The organism is Pseudomonas phoenicis, from assembly GCF_047302395.1.
Classification (GTDB): domain Bacteria; phylum Pseudomonadota; class Gammaproteobacteria; order Pseudomonadales; family Pseudomonadaceae; genus Aquipseudomonas.
Map to the genome: position 1 here is coordinate 2,979,031 of NZ_CP154852.1, position 16,272 is coordinate 2,995,302.

Annotated in this window: 11 protein-coding genes; 5 read left to right on the plus strand and 6 right to left on the minus strand. The window is 61.9% G+C overall.

Annotated elements, in window-relative coordinates; translation table 11 throughout:
• The first annotated feature begins 37 nt into the window (after positions 1 to 37).
• The gene (locus tag AA0Z93_RS13355) at positions 38 to 829 is read left to right on the plus strand and encodes a class I SAM-dependent methyltransferase (protein WP_413048502.1); all 792 of its coding nucleotides are present in this window, start codon (positions 38 to 40) and stop codon (positions 827 to 829) included.
• A 6-nt stretch (positions 830 to 835) separates the two neighbouring features.
• Here the strand turns inward: AA0Z93_RS13355 and cmoB are convergent, their stop codons facing one another.
• Together cmoB and cmoA are read right to left on the minus strand one after the other, a co-directional pair.
• Positions 836 to 1,792: a tRNA 5-methoxyuridine(34)/uridine 5-oxyacetic acid(34) synthase CmoB gene (gene cmoB / locus AA0Z93_RS13360; RefSeq protein ID WP_413048501.1), complete on the minus strand. Its 957-nt coding sequence runs from the start codon at positions 1,790 to 1,792 to the stop codon at positions 836 to 838.
• Complete coding sequence (gene cmoA, locus AA0Z93_RS13365; protein WP_413049010.1) at positions 1,789 to 2,496, minus strand: carboxy-S-adenosyl-L-methionine synthase CmoA; 708 nt, start codon at positions 2,494 to 2,496, stop codon at positions 1,789 to 1,791. Before cmoA ends, cmoB begins: the two co-directional genes overlap by 4 nt.
• A 279-nt stretch (positions 2,497 to 2,775) precedes the next feature.
• Between cmoA and AA0Z93_RS13370 the strand changes: the two genes are divergently transcribed.
• The 4 genes from AA0Z93_RS13370 to AA0Z93_RS13385 all read left to right on the plus strand — a co-directional run bounded on the left by AA0Z93_RS13370 (position 2,776) and on the right by AA0Z93_RS13385 (position 7,256).
• Positions 2,776 to 3,936, plus strand: coding sequence for an alpha-xenorhabdolysin family binary toxin subunit A (locus tag AA0Z93_RS13370; RefSeq protein WP_413048500.1), 1,161 nt, complete (start codon positions 2,776 to 2,778; stop codon positions 3,934 to 3,936).
• Positions 3,937 to 3,947: 11 nt separating this feature from the next.
• Positions 3,948 to 4,937: an alpha-xenorhabdolysin family binary toxin subunit B gene (locus AA0Z93_RS13375; RefSeq protein ID WP_413048499.1), complete on the plus strand. Its 990-nt coding sequence runs from the start codon at positions 3,948 to 3,950 to the stop codon at positions 4,935 to 4,937.
• A gap of 220 nt (positions 4,938 to 5,157) precedes the next feature.
• Positions 5,158 to 6,267 carry a hypothetical protein gene (locus AA0Z93_RS13380; protein ID WP_413048498.1) on the plus strand — a complete coding sequence of 370 codons (1,110 nt, stop codon included), beginning with the start codon at positions 5,158 to 5,160 and terminating at the stop codon, positions 6,265 to 6,267.
• A gap of 29 nt (positions 6,268 to 6,296) precedes the next feature.
• Positions 6,297 to 7,256, plus strand: coding sequence for a hypothetical protein (locus tag AA0Z93_RS13385; protein WP_413398528.1), 960 nt, complete (start codon positions 6,297 to 6,299; stop codon positions 7,254 to 7,256).
• A gap of 124 nt (positions 7,257 to 7,380) precedes the next feature.
• On the opposite strand, the gene lon is transcribed toward AA0Z93_RS13385, so the two are convergent.
• The 4 genes from lon to AA0Z93_RS13405 form a co-directional block, all read right to left on the minus strand.
• Positions 7,381 to 9,801 carry an endopeptidase La gene (lon, locus tag AA0Z93_RS13390; protein WP_413048496.1) on the minus strand — a complete coding sequence of 807 codons (2,421 nt, stop codon included), beginning with the start codon at positions 9,799 to 9,801 and terminating at the stop codon, positions 7,381 to 7,383.
• Positions 9,802 to 10,012: 211 nt separating this feature from the next.
• Positions 10,013 to 12,424 (minus strand): glucose/quinate/shikimate family membrane-bound PQQ-dependent dehydrogenase, encoded by a 2,412-nt coding sequence (locus AA0Z93_RS13395; protein WP_413048495.1) that lies wholly within the window; start codon positions 12,422 to 12,424, stop codon positions 10,013 to 10,015.
• A 34-nt stretch (positions 12,425 to 12,458) separates the two neighbouring features.
• Positions 12,459 to 13,832: a carbohydrate porin gene (locus AA0Z93_RS13400; protein WP_413048494.1), complete on the minus strand. Its 1,374-nt coding sequence runs from the start codon at positions 13,830 to 13,832 to the stop codon at positions 12,459 to 12,461.
• A 215-nt stretch (positions 13,833 to 14,047) separates the two neighbouring features.
• Positions 14,048 to 16,093: a TonB-dependent receptor gene (locus AA0Z93_RS13405; protein ID WP_413048493.1), complete on the minus strand. Its 2,046-nt coding sequence runs from the start codon at positions 16,091 to 16,093 to the stop codon at positions 14,048 to 14,050.
• Positions 16,094 to 16,272: the final 179 nt, after the last annotated feature.

Genomic DNA, 16,272 nt, shown 5'->3' on the forward strand with positions numbered 1-16,272 from the left:
CGGCCGGGGTTTCATTAATTTTTCGGGTAAGTGGGTCATGGTCGAGCAAGAGCACAGCACAGCAATCCGCGTCGAGGCCCTGGCCGCCTCGTTTCAGGCCCAGGCCGAAACCTGGGCGCAGCGTCTGGGATTGCCGTTGCACGATGAGCAGGCAGGCTTTGCCGTGCAGGTAGGCGGCGACGGTTTGCAGATCCAGCAGTTGGGACCGGACGCTCCAGGGCCGGTACGGGTGGATTTCGTCGAGGGGCAAGCCGCGCATCGGCGTCTGTTCGGCGGCGGCAGCGGACAGATGATCGCCAAGGCCGTAGGCATTGCCCAAGGCATCCGGCCGCGCGTGCTCGATGCCACCGCAGGTTTGGGCAAGGACGCTTTCGTGCTGGCCAGCCTGGGCTGCGAGATGACGCTCATCGAGCGCCAGCCCCTGATTGCCGCCCTGCTCGAAGACGGCTTGGCCCGCGCTCGACTGGATACACACGTCGCGCCCATCGTCGAGCGCATGCGCCTGCTGACCGGCAACGCCATCGAACATTTGCGCGATTGGCAAGGCGAAGCGCCGCAGGTGATCTACCTCGACCCGATGTTCCCGCACCGCGACAAGAGCGCCTTGGTGAAAAAGGAAATGCGCGTGTTCCGCCCGTTGGTGGGCGACGACCAGGATGCGCCAGCGCTCCTCGCCGCTGCCTTGGCCCTGGCCACCCATCGGGTGGTGGTCAAGCGTCCGCGCAAGGCACCGATCATCGAAGGTGCCAAGCCCAGCCTCAGCATCGACGGCAAGTCGAGCCGCTACGACATCTACCCGAAGAAAACCCTCAAGGCGCCCGCCGCCTGAGGGGCGCTACTTGCGTGCCAGCAAGGTCGCACGGCGTGGCGCTGGCAGGCCTTCGACGGTGCGCGAGCGGTCGTCCGGATCGAGGAAGTCGCTCAGGGACTGGTAGCGCATCCACTCGGTGCTGCGCTGCTCTTCGACGCTGGTGACACACACGTCCACGCAACGCACGTCGCTGAAGCCGGCGCGGCGCAGCAGGCGTTCCAAGGCCGGCACCGACGGCAGGAACCAGACGTTGCGCATCTGCGCGTAACGGTCTTCGGGCACCAGCATCCGCTGTTCGTCGCCTTCGACGACCAAGGTCTCCAACACCAGCTCGCCGCCTTTGACCAGGCAATCCTTGAGCGCCAGCAGATGCTCGATGGGCGAGCGGCGGTGGTAGAACACGCCCATGGAGAACACCGTGTCGAATCCCTCGAGCTGGGCGGGTAGCTCTTCCAGCGCGAAGGGCAGATGCCAGGCGGCATGCTCGGGCAGGTAGCGCTGCACGGCCTGGAACTGGCAGAAGAACAGCCAATTGGGGTCGACGCCGACCACCGTCTGCGCACCGGCGCCGAGCATGCGCCACTGGTAGTAGCCGTTGCCGCAGCCCACATCCAGCACGCGCTTGCCGGCCAGGTCCAGATGCGGGGCGATGCGCGCCCACTTCCAGTCCGAGCGCCACTCGGTGTCGACGTGCACGCCGAACAGCTCGAAGGGGCCTTTGCGCCAGGGCGACAAACCCATCAGCGCACCGTGCAGCTGCGCGCGGGTGGCCTCGTCGCAGGGGCCGTCCAGACGCAAACCGTTGCGCAGGTCGATGTCGGTGGTGTGCAGAGCGGGCAGGGCCGCCAGCGCGCCGCGCCAACGCTCGAGGTCGCCGTGGCCTTTGTCCAGCTTGGCGTCGAGTTGCGCTTGCAGGCCGCCGGCCCAACGCTGTAGGGGCGTGCCAGCCAGGCGCTGGACGAGTGCGGATAGATCGATCATGGCAGGGCTATCAACGAGGCGAAATTCAGGCATTGGAACCAAGGCACGACTTTGCTGAAGCCGGCGGCGTGCAAACGTTCGGTATGAGTGTGCAGGGTGTCGGGTTTCATTACGTGCTCGATGGCGCTGCGCTTCTGGGCGATTTCCAGCTCGCTGTAGCCGTTGGCCCGTTTGAAATCCAGGTGCAGCTCGTTGAGCAGGTCCTGCTCCTGCGGATCGGCCATCAGCAATTTTTCCGAAAGGATCAACGCCCCGCCCGGCAGCAGTGCTCGACGGATGCGGGTCAGTAACGACAGGCGCTGGTCTGGAGCAATGAATTGCAGCGTGAAGTTCATCGCCACGACCGAAGCGGGTTGCAGGGGCAACTCGAGAATATCGGCCTCGAGGATCTGCACCGGCAGCAGCTCCTGAAACATCGAGTCCTGCGCGACCAGGTACTGCCGGCAACGCTCTACCATGGCCGCCGAGTTGTCCACCGCGATCACCCGACAGCCCTCACTGCGCACATGTCGGCGCAAGGCCTGGCTGACGGCTCCCAGGGAAGCGCCAAGATCGTACAGTGCGGTATGCGGCTGCGCGAAGCGCGCCGCCAGCACGCCAAGGTTCTCGACGATGGTCGGATAGCCGGGCACCGAGCGCTTGATCATGTCGGGAAAGACCTGCACCACGTCTTCGTTGAAGACGAAGTCAGGAACCTGCTCCATAGGCTGAGCGAACAGGCGGTCGGGGATTTTGCTCACGAGAATCCAATGCGCTGACGGAAAAGGGCATGCATTCTAGCCAAACTGCGCCATACGTGCATGGCTACGCAGGGTGTGTGGCGTAAACGATCCGATTGTCTGGGTACCAGGGCATTGTCATTTCGAGGGTGAACGACCTGCCGCTCGCAGGTTGAAAGGAATACTTGCCAACTGCTTCACGAATAGTCGATGCCATAGCGTGGAGCTCCCAGGCCCTTTCAGGCCTGCGTAAGGAGCAACGCAATGAATCTGGATAGCCCTGAATATCTCGAGCTTCAAAATAATGCCGCTACACAACCCCTCGTACTGACGCGAGCCTTGGTCGACCTCGATGGGGAGGAACAAGGAGGCTTGACCCTTACCCGTGAGCACATCATTACCCTGAAAAACTACTACGACTTCGCGATGACGCTGCCGATCGCCGAGGCCGAAGCCATCCAGTGGCTAGGGTATGAAGAGATTGCCAAACCCGAACTCATGCCGGCGAGCATGGCTGAACTGTTCACTGAAGTCCGTAAGCACGCCAGTGGTTGGGATCCTTTGTCGGATGAATGCAAGCAGTTGGCGCACTCGTTGGGCACGACGGCGCAAGCGATCACGGCAGCAGGTGAGTTGGTGCTTTCAGCCTGTAAGGAGGTGAAAAAAATCGGTGGTGGAAAAACACCTTGGCAGGAGATCAAACTCAAAGAACCGGTCGCCTTGGACGCTGATGATCACGTCGTCATCGATGAAGTGACGACGTTCATCGAAGAAATCAAAAGAAAGGCGCTTGATTATGACCAGAAGGTCAGGGCGGTCATCGCCCACACCGAACAGTTCCGCTCGACGCTGTCGGATGAGTTGATTCCAAAAACGAAAAACAAGAGCCGCGCCATCGGGCAGTACCAGGACGATCAAAAAGTCGCCGGTGTCAAAGCCCAGATCACCGAACTCGATCAGGAGATCACGGCGCTGCAAAAGGAATATGACAGCCTGGTCGGCAAAGCTTTAGGTAGCGCCTCGGGTGGGTTGCTCGCGTTGATCATTGCGGGGAGCATCTTCGGCTATCAGGCCGAGACCGCGCGAAAGGCCAGGAACCGAGCACAAGAAAAGAGACGGGCGCTGAGTGTCGAACTCAAGAAGCTCGTCAAAATAGATGGCGCCATTGAAGAATTGGCAACCAATACCAGTATGTTGATGGATCGGCTCAGCGACGCGCGAACGGCTGCTAATTACCTGCATACCGCATGGGGCAGCGTCGGATCTTACTTGCAGGCGTCGCTCGATAGTTTGAAGAGTATTGACGATACGCAAAAACTACTGATCTTCATTTTGCACTTTTCAACGTTCCTGAAGCAGTGGGGGGAGATCAAAGATAAATCCCATCGCCTCACCATCATATTCGACGAAGCCGTTCAGGCTTGAAGGAGCTCCGCATGTCCACTACCTCCGCCGTTAGCCCATCCCCCTTGGACTCGGTCAAAATAGATGCGATGGCATCGGCCACGAACTTTTATCTGAAAACGTGGCAGCAGAATGACTTCGAATTTTCCCCGCGTGTCGCGGATGTCATGTCGCGTCACACCAAACTTTTGGAACGGTTTCGCGATAAATTCATAAGTACGGCTCAGCGCCTCGAAGCCAAGATGTCGCCCGATGCGCTAGGCGCCATCATGGAGATGTCCAACGAACAAGACGACGCCGATTTGATCGAGCAGGCCCGGGAAGAGGTGTCGGGCATCGCTGATCTGCTTGCCCAGCAAGTAAGCTTCGTGGCTCAGGAGTTCAAGGCGCTGGCTTCGCTGCCCGAACTGGATGCGCTGGACGACATACAGCGACTGCGTAAAAGTCTGGAACAGAAGACCTCATCTACCACCGCGGCCGAGCAAGTGGCTGCGCAACTGGCTGCCGAGCTTGAATCCGTGGATAAGGCCATTGCAACCCTGAAGGGCAGCAACGTGGAAATCAAATCCGGTGGTCTGGTACCCGCCGCCGACCAATTGACCCACCTGTTGGGCACTGCAGCCAACGCCGAGCCTGTCATCGCGGGCGTGCAATTGGCGTTGAAGACGCTAGAGCAGGTATTAGGGTCTGCGGTCTCAGGGATAGGGTTCAAAAGTTTGTACAACCAAGCCAATCAACTGCGCGAACGTGCCCATCAAAAAGCCGCCGAAGCGAGGGAGTTGTCGACCCAGTCCTCAACACTTAAAAGCCAGATCGACGTGCTCGAAAAATTGCCGCAACTTCAGCAACAGCTTGAACAATGGAAGGGCGCTGGAAAGCAGTTGTCGGACCGATTGGTCCAATATCAAAATGCGCTGAGCGCCGTCGTCGTGCAAAAGATTTCAAATGTTCGCGAACTGCAGCCCCTGTGCCATGAGTTGTTGTCGTTCGAGCGCACACTGATGACGCAAATGGAAGGCTGACTCCAGGCTGAAGTCCTATACCGCTTGGCCTGCATGGCAAGATGATTCAAACATTGTTGGACCTTGAACACACCGGTCGTGTGCCCGCCGTGAGCCGTTGCGCCACCGACCGGGTGTGCAAGTTGAAGGATCTCGAGGGACCTTATGTACAAGGAGTCGTAATATGAATCTAGCGTCTTCGACACACCCTGGCGTTGCCGATGATGTAGTGGGATCGCCCATGGCGAAGCTCGATGCCTATACCCGAATATATACAGGTGGCCTGAACCAGCTGACGCTCAACCGCGAACATGTCGTGACATTGAATCGGTACTATGAATATGCCACTGCCCTGCCGACCGATGCAGCGACGCTCGGTGCCGGGTCGAGCGCTGCTTTCATCGCGTCTTCGGGTTTATCGCCACTTGCCGCCCAGTCCCTATTCGATGCCGTGCGCGAACATGCCGCACAGTGGCCGTTACTTGCCGGCGAAAGTACAAAGCTCGCGAGTTACCTGGCCAGTGAAAAAACGGTGTTGCCCAATTGGGATGACACGATCATCGCGCACTACCCTGCGCTGGCGGACGGGGATCGGTTGAGCGTTTGGCAAACCCTGTCGTCAGCCGCACCCGTGAAATTAGCGGCGAACGTCAAAGCAGACATTTCGAGTTTCCATGAGGCTTTCGAAGACTTTCAGGGTGAGATGATCGCCTACACGTTCATGGTGGCGCGTATTTCTGAACAAGCCGTGACGTTTCGGCGTGGATTATCTGAACAACTGATCCCTGCATTGAAAAAAGCATGGTCCAGCCTCGCCAAGTCGGCTATCGCGCGTGACGGTAGCGATGCGCCGCGAAACATTGATGCGCTCGATAGCGACGTCGAGCAGTGTGCGCAGGCTTATCTGCTCGCCAAACAGAAGTGTCTCGACGCGCTTATGCAAGGCGTCGCCGACGTCGATAAGGACTTGCAATACCTCGAGGCCAGGTTGCGGCACTACAAGACAGCCTGCCAAAAAAGAAGTGAAGCGCTTCGCGCTTTGCCGCTCGGAGGTCGGGTCGAAAACACGCTCACGGAGTTGGTGCTGCGTCTTGTCGAACTCGGCACGCTTCTGGAAGACGTTCGCACCGCCGCGAATCATCTGCATACCGCATGGGGCAGCATCGGTACCTATATCAGTGAGGCGCTCGAGCGCGTGCAGTCGATAGAGGATAGCCAGGCACTGGCAACATTCATGATCAACTACCTCTTGTTCCGGCGTTGCTGGGATGAGATTCGGGGGCGCGCCACTCAGGTGACAGCAGTGTTTGCCGAAGCCAACAATCACATCGCCACAAGGACATCTCCATGACCGCTAGTCTCTCCACGCTCGACGTCGGTTTGCGCACTGTCGACCTTACGAACATGGTCGAAGCGTCTCGCCAACATACCCAAATCTGGGAAGAGAGCGATTTCCGCGCCTTGCCCTTGGTGCAGGAAAATCTCGAACGGTACAAGAAACTGCTCAGCCGCTGCATAGACCGCACGGTCAGCACAGCACGTAACCTGGAAACGCATCTGAGCTCGCACATGCTCAACGATGTCATCCACGCCTGGACCATGGAGGACAGTGCCGAACTGCTCGAGGTGGCCGAGCAGGAGAGAGAAAAAATCACGTCACTGCTCCAGGCCCAGATCACTTACCTGGAGGAAGAATCCAAGGCATTGGTCTCGTTGCCTGAACTCAACGGCACGCACGAACGTGCGCGCTTGCGTGCAACACTGCTCAACAATGCCGAGCATACTCAAATCGGTACCGAGACAGTGGAGCGCTTGGAGGAAGACCTTCGCAAGGCGTTGTGTGCGCTCGACACGCTGGAAATCAGTGATCTACCGCATTATTTCGTGGGGCGCTTGCCATCCATCGAGGCGCTGCTCGAGGCATCGGTTCTCGACACCATCAAACTGCGGACTCCGGTGGGCATCGTCGGCCAGGCGCTCAACGACCTGGAGGCTGCGCTAGGCCAGACGCCAACGGGGATGTCTTATGCCGAGCTGGTCGAGCAGATCGATCTGCTGATCAAGCGCGTGGGCGAGGAGCGGGCTTTGTTGCGTCAGGCTGCGCAGAAGCAAACTACGCTCACCGGCACACTGGCGGCGCTCGACAGTCTTGAACCTTTGACGCTACAGCGCTGTAAGTGGAAAGGCACGGTGGCGCGTCTGGTCCATGCTTTGAGGTTGCACATGAACCTGTTGCATGACCTCAAGGGCCAGACGTTGGCCGATGTGCTGCGCTTGGACAGCCTGGCCAACAAACTCTTGAACTTTGAACGCCACATGCTCGGCCAACTGCTGCGCTGAGGGCGCGCGCTTGACGAGAACACCGTCTTCAAGACGGTGTTCTCGTTCTAGGGTTTCTCGATGGCCTATCCGTATGAGGCCATTACAGGCGGTCTGTTCGACGGCTAAGGCTCAACGCTAGGTTTCATTGAAACAGCACCTGCGCTACGTCTGCATATTTACGAGCGAAATGCACCGTCATCCCTTCCCGCAAGTAGGCTGGCAGTTCCTGGAAGTCGCCACGGTTGGCTTCGGGCAGAATCAGCTCGAAGATCTTCTGCCGTCTGGCCGCGATGACCTTCTCGCGTACGCCACCGATGGGCAGTACCTGCCCGGTCAAGGTCAGCTCCCCGGTCATCGCCACGCCTTTCTTCGGCGCCTGATCCCGCGCCAGCGACAGTAGGGCACTGGCCATGGTCACCCCGGCACTGGGGCCGTCCTTGGGCGTGGCGCCTTCGGGCACGTGCAGATGGATGAACGCTTCGTCGAAGAAGCGCGGATCGCCGCCGAACTGCTCGAGGTTCGAGCTGACGTAGCTCAGGGCGATGTCCGCCGACTCCTTCATCACATCGCCCAGTTTGCCGGTCAGCTTGAAGCCGCGATTGAGGGTGTGGATACGCGTCGCTTCGATCGGCAGGGTGGCGCCGCCCATGCTGGTCCAGGCCAGGCCTGTGATCACGCCCTTGCCCGACAGTACCTGTTCGCTGCGGAACACCGGTACGCCCAAGGCAGGTTCGAGGTCTTTGGGGCCGATCTTGAGTTTGGCATCCGGATTCTCCAACAGCTTGAGCACTGCCTTGCGCACCAGCTTGCCCAACTGCTTCTCCAGTTGACGCACGCCGGCCTCGCGGGCATAGCCCTCGATCACCAGGCGCAGGGCGCTGTCGCTGATACTCAGGCTGGTCTTGGCCACACCGGCCTTGGCCAGCTGTTTGGGCCAGAGGTGGCGTTTGGCGATGGCCAGCTTTTCCTCGGTGATATAGCCCGACAGACGAATCACCTCCATACGGTCGAGCAACGGGCCGGGAATGGAGTCGAGGGTGTTGGCGGTGCAGACGAATAGCACCTTGGACAGGTCCAGACGCAGGTCCAGATAATGGTCGAGGAAATCGACGTTCTGCTCCGGGTCCAGGGTTTCCAACAGTGCCGACGCCGGATCGCCCTGGTAGCTCTGGCCCATCTTGTCGATCTCGTCGAGCATGATGACCGGGTTCATCACCTCCACATCCTTGAGCGCCTGCACCAGCTTGCCCGGCTGGGCGCCGATGTAGGTGCGGCGGTGGCCCTTGATCTCCGCTTCGTCGCGCATGCCGCCCAGGCTGAAGCGGTAGAACGGCCGGCCCAGGGATTCGGCGATGGACTTGCCGATACTGGTCTTGCCCACGCCGGGCGGGCCGACCAGCAACACGATGGAGCCGCTGATCTCACCCTTCCAGGCACCGACCGCGAGGAATTCGAGAATGCGTTCCTTGATGTCGTCCAGGCCCGCATGATGCTGGTCGAGCACCTTGCGCGCATGCTTGAGGTCTAGCTTGTCCTTGCCGTACACGCCCCAGGGCAGCGCGCTTGCCCAGTCCAGGTAGTTGCGGGTCACGGCGTATTCCGGCGATCCGGTTTCCAGGATGGCCAGCTTGCCCATCTCTTCCTCGATGCGTTTTTTTGCCTGCTCAGGCAGGGTCTTGCCTTCCAGGCGCTGTTCGAATTGCTCCAGGTCGGCGCTGCGGTCGTCCTTGCTCAGGCCCAGTTCCTGCTGAATGACCTTGAGCTGCTCCTTGAGGAAGAACTGGCGCTGATGCTCGCCCACCTGGCGGTTGACCTCGGCGGAGATCTCGTTCTGCAAGCGCGCCACCTCGACTTCCTTGCGCAGCATCGGCAAGACCTTTTCCATGCGCTTGAGCATGGGCACGCAGTCGAGCACTTCCTGCAACTGGCTGCCGGTGGCGGAGGTGAGGGCGGCGGCGAAGTCGGTGAGCGGCGAAGGGTCGTTGGGGCTGAAGCGGTTGAGGTAGTTCTTCAGCTCTTCGCTGTACAGCGGGTTGAGCGGCAACAGTTCCTTGATCGCATTGATCAGGGCCATGCCGTAGGCCTTGACCTCGTCGGTAGGCTCGGACAATTGCCGCGGGTACTCGACTTCCACCAGGTACGGTGGGCGATGGTGCTTGAGCCAGGTCCGGATACGCACGCGGGTCAGGCCTTGGGCGACGAACTGCAACTTGCCGTTTTCCCGGGTGGCGTGGTGCACCTTGACCAGGGTGCCGTACTCGGGCAGTGCCTGGGTGTCGAAGTGCCGGTGGTCTTCGGCCGGGGTGTCCATGAAGAACAGCGCCAGGGAGTGGTGCGGCGTCTTGGCGACCAGGTCGAGGGTCTCCGCCCATGGTTCTTCGTTGACGATGACCGGCAATACCTGGGCTGGGAAGAACGGGCGGTTGTGGATGGGGATGACGTGGACTTTGTCCGGTAGCTGCTGGCCGGGGAGGGCCAGGTAGCGGCCTGCATCGGCGTCGGCTTCGATATGCTCGACTTCGCTGCTTTCGTCGTGATCCGGATGATCCTGCTGGTCGCTCATGGGGCACCTGCGTGATGGGCAATGGTGCTTAGATGGGGCGGCGGGGGAGTGGTTTCAATGAACAGCAGGCGAGGGGGGATAAGTGCGCAGCAGCATGGCGGCGGTTCCGCTTGGGTAGGCGCGAACCGCTGCTGCTGAAAACAGATATTGCCTACGTCGCTTGGCAGACACGCTACGTAGGCGATGGCGCCCCACGAAGGGGCGCCGAGGCTCAATCGGCCAGTTTGTAGGCGATGATGTAATCGCCCATCTTGGTCCCCAACGACCCATGCCCACCCGCGGTGACCAGCACGTACTGCTTGCCATCTTTGCCGGTGTAGGTCATGGGCGTGGCCTGACCGCCAGCCGGCAGACGGCCTTTCCACAGCTCCTTGCCGTTGTTCACGTCATAGGCGCGCAGGTACTGGTCCAGCGTGCCGCTGAGGAAGCCCACGCCGCCGGCGGTGACCATCGAACCGCCCATGCTCGGTACGCCGACCGGCAGGCCGATCGGCACCGGGGTGCTGTCACGCGTAGTGCCGTTCTTGTGCTTCCACACCACTTTGTGGGTGAACAGGTCGATGGCCGCCACATAGCCCCAGGCCGGGGCCTGGCACGGCATGCCGAACGGCGACAGGAACGGATGCATGGTCACCGCGTACGGTGCGCCGGTGTTGGGCTGCACGCCGCTGGTCTCGCTCTCGCGCTTGCTGCCGGCATCGACTTGCTCGCGCGGCACCATCTTCGACACGAAGGCCATGTAGTTCGGCGAGGTGAACAGCAGCTGGCGCACCGGGTCGACCGACACGCCGCCCCAGTTGAACACGCCGACGTTGCCTGGGTAGACCAGCGAACCCTGCTCGGACGGCGGAGTGTACTGGCCCTCGTAACGCAACTCGCGGAACTGGATGCGGCACAGCATCTGATCGAACGGCGTGGCGCCCCACATGGCCTGCTCGGTCAGCTCAGGGCCCAGCAGGTTGAGGTCGGAACGGGCCTGGGTAGGCGCGGTGTGGTCACCCTTGACCGCACCTTGCGGCACCGGAATCTCGCGGATCGGCACGATCGGCGTACCGTCGCGGCGGTCGAGCACGTACAGGCTGCCCTGTTTGGTCGGCACGATCACTGCGGGCTTGACGCCGTCATCGGTCTTTAGATGCGTCAGGGTCGGCTGGCTGCCGACGTCCATGTCCCACAGGTCGTGGTGGGTGAACTGGTAGTTCCAGCGCACCTTGCCGGTGGCCAGGTCCAGGGCGACCAGACCGGCGCTGTACTTCTCGGCACCGGGGGTACGGTCGGCACCCCACTGGTCGGGGGTCTGGTTGCCCAGCGGCAGGTAGACCATGCCCAAATCTTCGTCGACGCTGGCGATGGACCACATGTTGGCCGAGTTGCGCGTGTACATCTGGCCGTCGGCCAGAGGCGCGGTGTCTTCAGGCTTGTTGCTGTCCCAGTTCCATACCAGGCGGCCGTCGTGCACGTCGTAGGCGCGGATCACGCCGGAGGGCTCGTTGGTCGACTCGTTGTCGGTGACGTGGCCACCGATGATCACCAGGTCGCGGGTGACCGAAACGGGCGAGGTGGAGTAGTAGCCGCCTGGGGTGAAGGGGCCCAGGCCGCGGGTCAGATCGACGGCGCCTCGGTTGGCGAAGCCTTCGCAGACCTTGCCGGTATCGGCGTTGAGGGCGATCAGACGGGCATCGGCAGTCGGCAGGTAGATGCGGCGTGGGCAGGCCTGGGCGACCTGTTTGCCGGCATCGGAGATCTGCGGCGCGGGGCTGCCGTCACGGCTGACGTAACGGTTTTCGTCGTAGTACGACACGCCGCGGCAGGTCATGTGGGCGAAGCCCTTGAACGACTTGTTCGGGCTGGTGATCTGCGGATCGAAGCGCCAGATCTCCTTGCCGGTGTCCGGGTCCAGGGCCAGCACCTTGCTATGCGGTGTGCAGGCATAGAGCATGCCGTTGGCCTTGAGCGGCGTGTTTTCGTTGGTCAGCTCCACCGGGTCATCGCCGGTCGGCAGGTCGCCGGTGCTGATGCGCCAGGCTTCTTCCAGATGCTTGACGTTCTGCGCAGTGATCTGGCGCAGCGGCGAATAGCGATCGCCGTACTCGGTACGGCCATAGGCCTGCCAATCGCCTTCGGGCATGTTCGGCGCGGCGCTGGCCATTTCGCTGCTATCGCGGCCCAGTTCGCCAGCGATTTCGCCGGGGTGGGTGAATTGGCTGGCGACGGCGCAGGCACCTGACGCGAGCACCGCGACGGTCAGCAACGCGGTGTTGGCGCCGGCTGCCGAGCCTACCAGCGGGCGACGCGCCCAGGGCAGCAGCAGGACCACGCCGAGGGCGAACCACAGCGACAGGCGCGGCACCAGTTGCCACCAGTCCAGGCCTACTTCGCTCAGGGCCCAGGCCGTGCTGGCCAGCAACACCAAGCCGTACAGGCCCAGGCCCAGGCGGCGGCGGGCCAGCAGCAGCAAGCCGGACAGGGCGAAACCGACCCCGGCGAGAATGTAGTACAGCGAACCGTTCACCTGAATCAGGCGAACACCCCCGGCGACCAACGCCAGGCCCATCAGCAACAGCAGGACGCCCATCAGCCGTGGTAGCCAGGGCGAGGCGTGTTTGGCACCGTCAGTGCTCATTGCAGGTTCTCCGTCGTGTCAAAGTGATGAATGTTCAAAAGCTGCTCTGTAGTTTCAGCCCGGCCACCAGTGCGTCGTCGACCCGTTCGACACCGCCGGGGTGGCGGATGTATTGCAGGTTGGGGCGCAGGGTGAGCCAGTTGGCGAGGTGGATGCCGTAGTAGAGCTCGGCGCTGTATTCGGTGTCCTGCACGGGCAGGAAACCAGGGTTGGCATAGTCGTCGATGCCGCGGGCCAGGTTGGCCAGGCGGGCGTTCTTGCGAAAGGCCGGGTTGACGTGGACGGCGGCCACGGCGAAACCGATGTCGTCTTTGGCACGGACGTCGAAGGGGCCTTGGTAGACCAGGCCGGCTTGCACGTAGTGATCGATGGCATTGGTTTTCTTGTCATGCAGCGTGGCATTGGCGAACAGGGTCAGGCCGCGAGACGAATCGCTGGCCTGCGCGCTCACTTGCTGCTGCACGCCCAACCACAGGCCATGCTTGCTGGCACTGCTGCGGTAGGCGGCGCCACTGAGTGCGGCGGGCTGTCCGTGTTCGTCCTTGAGCACATCGTTCGCGTGGGCACTGCTGTAGTAGTAGCCGGCGCGATACTCCCCTTTAAGGCCATTGACCATTGGGCTCCACACCAGTTCGATGGGCATCACCGCACCTTGTGTGCCACTGCCGCTGAGCTTGAAGCCGTTGCCGGTTTCCAGGTTCGACGGGTTCTGCTCGAACACGCCGATCTGGGCGAACAGGGTGGCGCTCAGGTGGTAGCGCGCACGCAAGGCCCATTGGCTGACCGGCCAGTTGTACCAGATGCCACCGACCCAGTTGCCGACTTGCGAGCCGCAGAACGCCAGGTTCTGGAAGTCGCAGGGAAAGCTGTTGAAGTCTTCGCCTTCGCCGAAGCGGCCGACTTTCAGATCGAGAGCGCCGTCCAGGTATCGCTGGCGCAGCCACAGTTGCGTCAGCCGCCAGGTCTGGCCGCGACCCCAGACTTCCTGGGCCGAGGTGAAGCCGCCGACGCGCGGGTCGTTGATGCGGTCGTTGCTGATGTTCTGGCCGCTGCGTTCGGTCACGGTGAACTGCAGATCGGTGGCATGCCAACCGAAGATCTTCTGCAGGTCCAGGTGGCTGGCGAAGGTGAACTGGTCGCTGTAGCGCGCGGTGCGGTCGTGGTCATGGCCGCCGTGCAGGTTGCTGCCCATCTCGCCGGTGTAGCCGAAGGTGAAGTCGTAACCTTGTGCCTTGAGCTGGCTGCGGGCGCCGTTCCAGTCGCCGAGCATCCAGGGCGAATCGCTGCTGAACGCTGGGTGATCTTCGGCGCGCACTTCAGGAGAGAGGCTGGACAGGGCAAGCGTGAGGACGGCAGGTACGAGCAAGGGCCGAGCCCGAAAACTCGCAAGGTAAAGCTGTCTTGTCATGGTTAGAACGAATGCCAAAGGCATCGAGGGTGGCGGACACCAACGATGGAACAGGGGTAGTAAGGAGGCTGAAGCGTTTCAGCGAGCCGGGAGGATATAGAGGATCGCTGCGGAAAAAAAGACAAAATGTCGCAGGGCACTGTTGCCTGGCGTGCAACAGTGCGAGCGACCGTTTGCATCCTGCGCGTCTCGGTGACGCGCGGTTCGATGGAACGTCAGAACGTGGTGCGCAGGCCGACTTCCACGCTGCGCCCACCTGCTGGCGCGACATCACGCAGGATCGAGCTGGCGTAGCGCACGGTCTGGTCGGTCAGGTTTTCGCCACGCACGAAGGCTGTCCACTGGCTCTGGCCGACGTCGAAACGGTAGTCGAGGCTGGCGCCGAGGGTGGTGTAGCCGCCGGTATGGGTCTCGTTGGCCGGGGTGCGGCGCTGCGCGGCGGCATGCTGCACGTCCAGACGCGCCTGCCAGCGCTCCAGCGACCATACCAACCCGCTGTTCAGGCGCAGCGGTGCGATACGCGGCAGCGGCTCGCCGCTGTCGAGGTTCTTCGCCCGGGTGTAGTCGCCTGACAGCTCCAAGGCGAAGTTGCCGTAGCGGTTCTGCGTCAGTTGCCAGCGATCTTGTGCCTCGATGCCGTAGAAGCGTGCGCGTACGCCTTGGTAGAGGTATTCCGGGATACCTTCGTCGTGGTCGTGGTCGTGGTCGTCTTCGTCCCCATGGTCGTGGTCATGCCCCTCGCGCAGGTTGCCGCTGCCGATCAAACCGATGTAGTTGCGAAAGTGGCTGTAGAACACGCCCACGCTGCCTTTGTGCGTACCATTGTCGAAGCGCAGTGCCAGGTCGCCGGAAATGGCCTTCTCCTTGTTCAGCCCGGCATCGCCCACTTCGTAGGCGCCGGTAGCGACATGGGCGCCGTCGGCATACAGCTCGTAGAACGTCGGTGCGCGTTCGGTGTAACCAAGGTTGGCGGCCAGCGCCCAGGTCGGGTCGAGCTGGTACACCGCGCCCGACGACAGGCTCACTGCGTTGAACGCTCGGCTGCTGCCTTCGTTGGCGAAGGTTTCGTTGCCTTTGGCATCAGGGTCGATGCGGGTGTGTTCCAGGCGTGCGCCGAAACTCAGGTCGAGGCGCTCGCTGGCTTGCCATTGTTCGAGCAGGAACAGGGCCAGGCTGTCGGTGTCGGTGTGCGGCACGAAAGCTTCTTCGCCCAGTGCGGAGAATTCGTTGCGGCTGACCTGTGCGCCGACCACCCCTTCGACCGGCCCCAGCGGTTGGTGACGCGCCTCCAGCCGTGCTTCGTAGCCCTTGTTCTTGAACGTGGTGTGCACCTCGCCCTCTTCGATTTCGCGGTGCTGATAGTCGGTGTAGCCGGCGTCGAGCTTCACCGAGCTGAAGGGGCCTTCGAGGTCGCGCAGCTCGGAGGCGAAGGCGTAGTGGTCCTGTTGCATGTCCAGGCGCACGCCAGGTTCTGCGACCGAGCCGTAGTTGCTGTCGTAGCGGCTGTACGACAGCCCGCCATAGCCGTGCTCCCACTGGTAGGAACCGCCGATGGCGCCGCCGTCCTGGCGGCCGTCGCTGTTGTCCAGACGGCCGTGGCTGCCTGGCTCGTCCGCTTCGCGGACCTTGCCGCTGCGCGCGTAGCCAGGGATGCGCAGGTCGTTGAACTGACGGCTGTTGGCGTCCAGGTGCAGGGCGAAGGTGCCGTCGCCGGCTTCGAGCTTGCCCGCACGGCTGCGCGTGGTGTCGGCGCCGCCGTAGCGCAGTTCGCCGGCGCCGTGGATGCCATCGATGGGCGTGTCCGGGATACGGTTGTCGAAGGTGTTGACCACGCCGCCGATGGCATTGCCGCCATAGAGCAAGGCGGCAGGGCCGCGCACGATCTCGATGCGCTCGACGACGTTGGGGTCCAGGGGGACGGCGTGGTCGTAGGAGAGCGACGAGGCGTCCAGCGCGCCCACGCCGTTGCGCAGGATTCGGATGCGGTCGCCGTCCAGCCCGCGGATCACCGGGCGGCTGGCACCTGGCCCGAACCAGGTCGAGGCCACGCCAGGTTGGCCGTTGAGGGTTTCGCCAAGGCTCGATTGCTGGTGCTGGAGCAACTGATCGCCTTCGAGCACGGTGCTGGGAGCGGCCAACTGTGCGTTGCCCAGAGGGTTGGCGGTGATGACCTGAGGTTGCAGTTCAACGGCATGGCTCGACATCGAAGCCAGGTACAGGGCAGCGGCAAGGGGTGAGAGAGAAGCGGGGTAGCGGCGCATGGTTGGGGTGAACGTCCTTGAAAGCTATCGATATAGTTACAATATAACGTTTCTATTGCAGCATGGCGACGCGCTGTCTGGCTAGCGGTTTCTGTTTCGTCGCAAGTCTTGCCGCCTGCCCGGGAAACCGCGTGGTGTGCTTGGGGTCTGAATCCACCACGGCGCGCGTCGGCGGTGTA

Excerpts from the sequence above, each read along its gene's own strand:
- AA0Z93_RS13355 (WP_413048502.1), top strand. The coding sequence starts at position 38 with ATGGTCGAGCAAGAGCACAGCACAGCAATCCGCGTCGAGGCCCTGGCC.
- cmoB (WP_413048501.1), bottom strand. The coding sequence starts at position 1,792 with ATGATCGATCTATCCGCACTCGTCCAGCGCCTGGCTGGCACGCCCCTA.
- cmoA (WP_413049010.1), bottom strand. The coding sequence starts at position 2,496 with ATGGAGCAGGTTCCTGACTTCGTCTTCAACGAAGACGTGGTGCAGGTC.
- AA0Z93_RS13370 (WP_413048500.1), top strand. The coding sequence starts at position 2,776 with ATGAATCTGGATAGCCCTGAATATCTCGAGCTTCAAAATAATGCCGCT.
- AA0Z93_RS13375 (WP_413048499.1), top strand. The coding sequence starts at position 3,948 with ATGTCCACTACCTCCGCCGTTAGCCCATCCCCCTTGGACTCGGTCAAA.
- AA0Z93_RS13380 (WP_413048498.1), top strand. The coding sequence starts at position 5,158 with ATGGCGAAGCTCGATGCCTATACCCGAATATATACAGGTGGCCTGAAC.
- lon (WP_413048496.1), bottom strand. The coding sequence starts at position 9,801 with ATGAGCGACCAGCAGGATCATCCGGATCACGACGAAAGCAGCGAAGTC.
- AA0Z93_RS13395 (WP_413048495.1), bottom strand. The coding sequence starts at position 12,424 with ATGAGCACTGACGGTGCCAAACACGCCTCGCCCTGGCTACCACGGCTG.
- AA0Z93_RS13400 (WP_413048494.1), bottom strand. The coding sequence starts at position 13,832 with ATGACAAGACAGCTTTACCTTGCGAGTTTTCGGGCTCGGCCCTTGCTC.
- AA0Z93_RS13405 (WP_413048493.1), bottom strand. The coding sequence starts at position 16,093 with ATGCGCCGCTACCCCGCTTCTCTCTCACCCCTTGCCGCTGCCCTGTAC.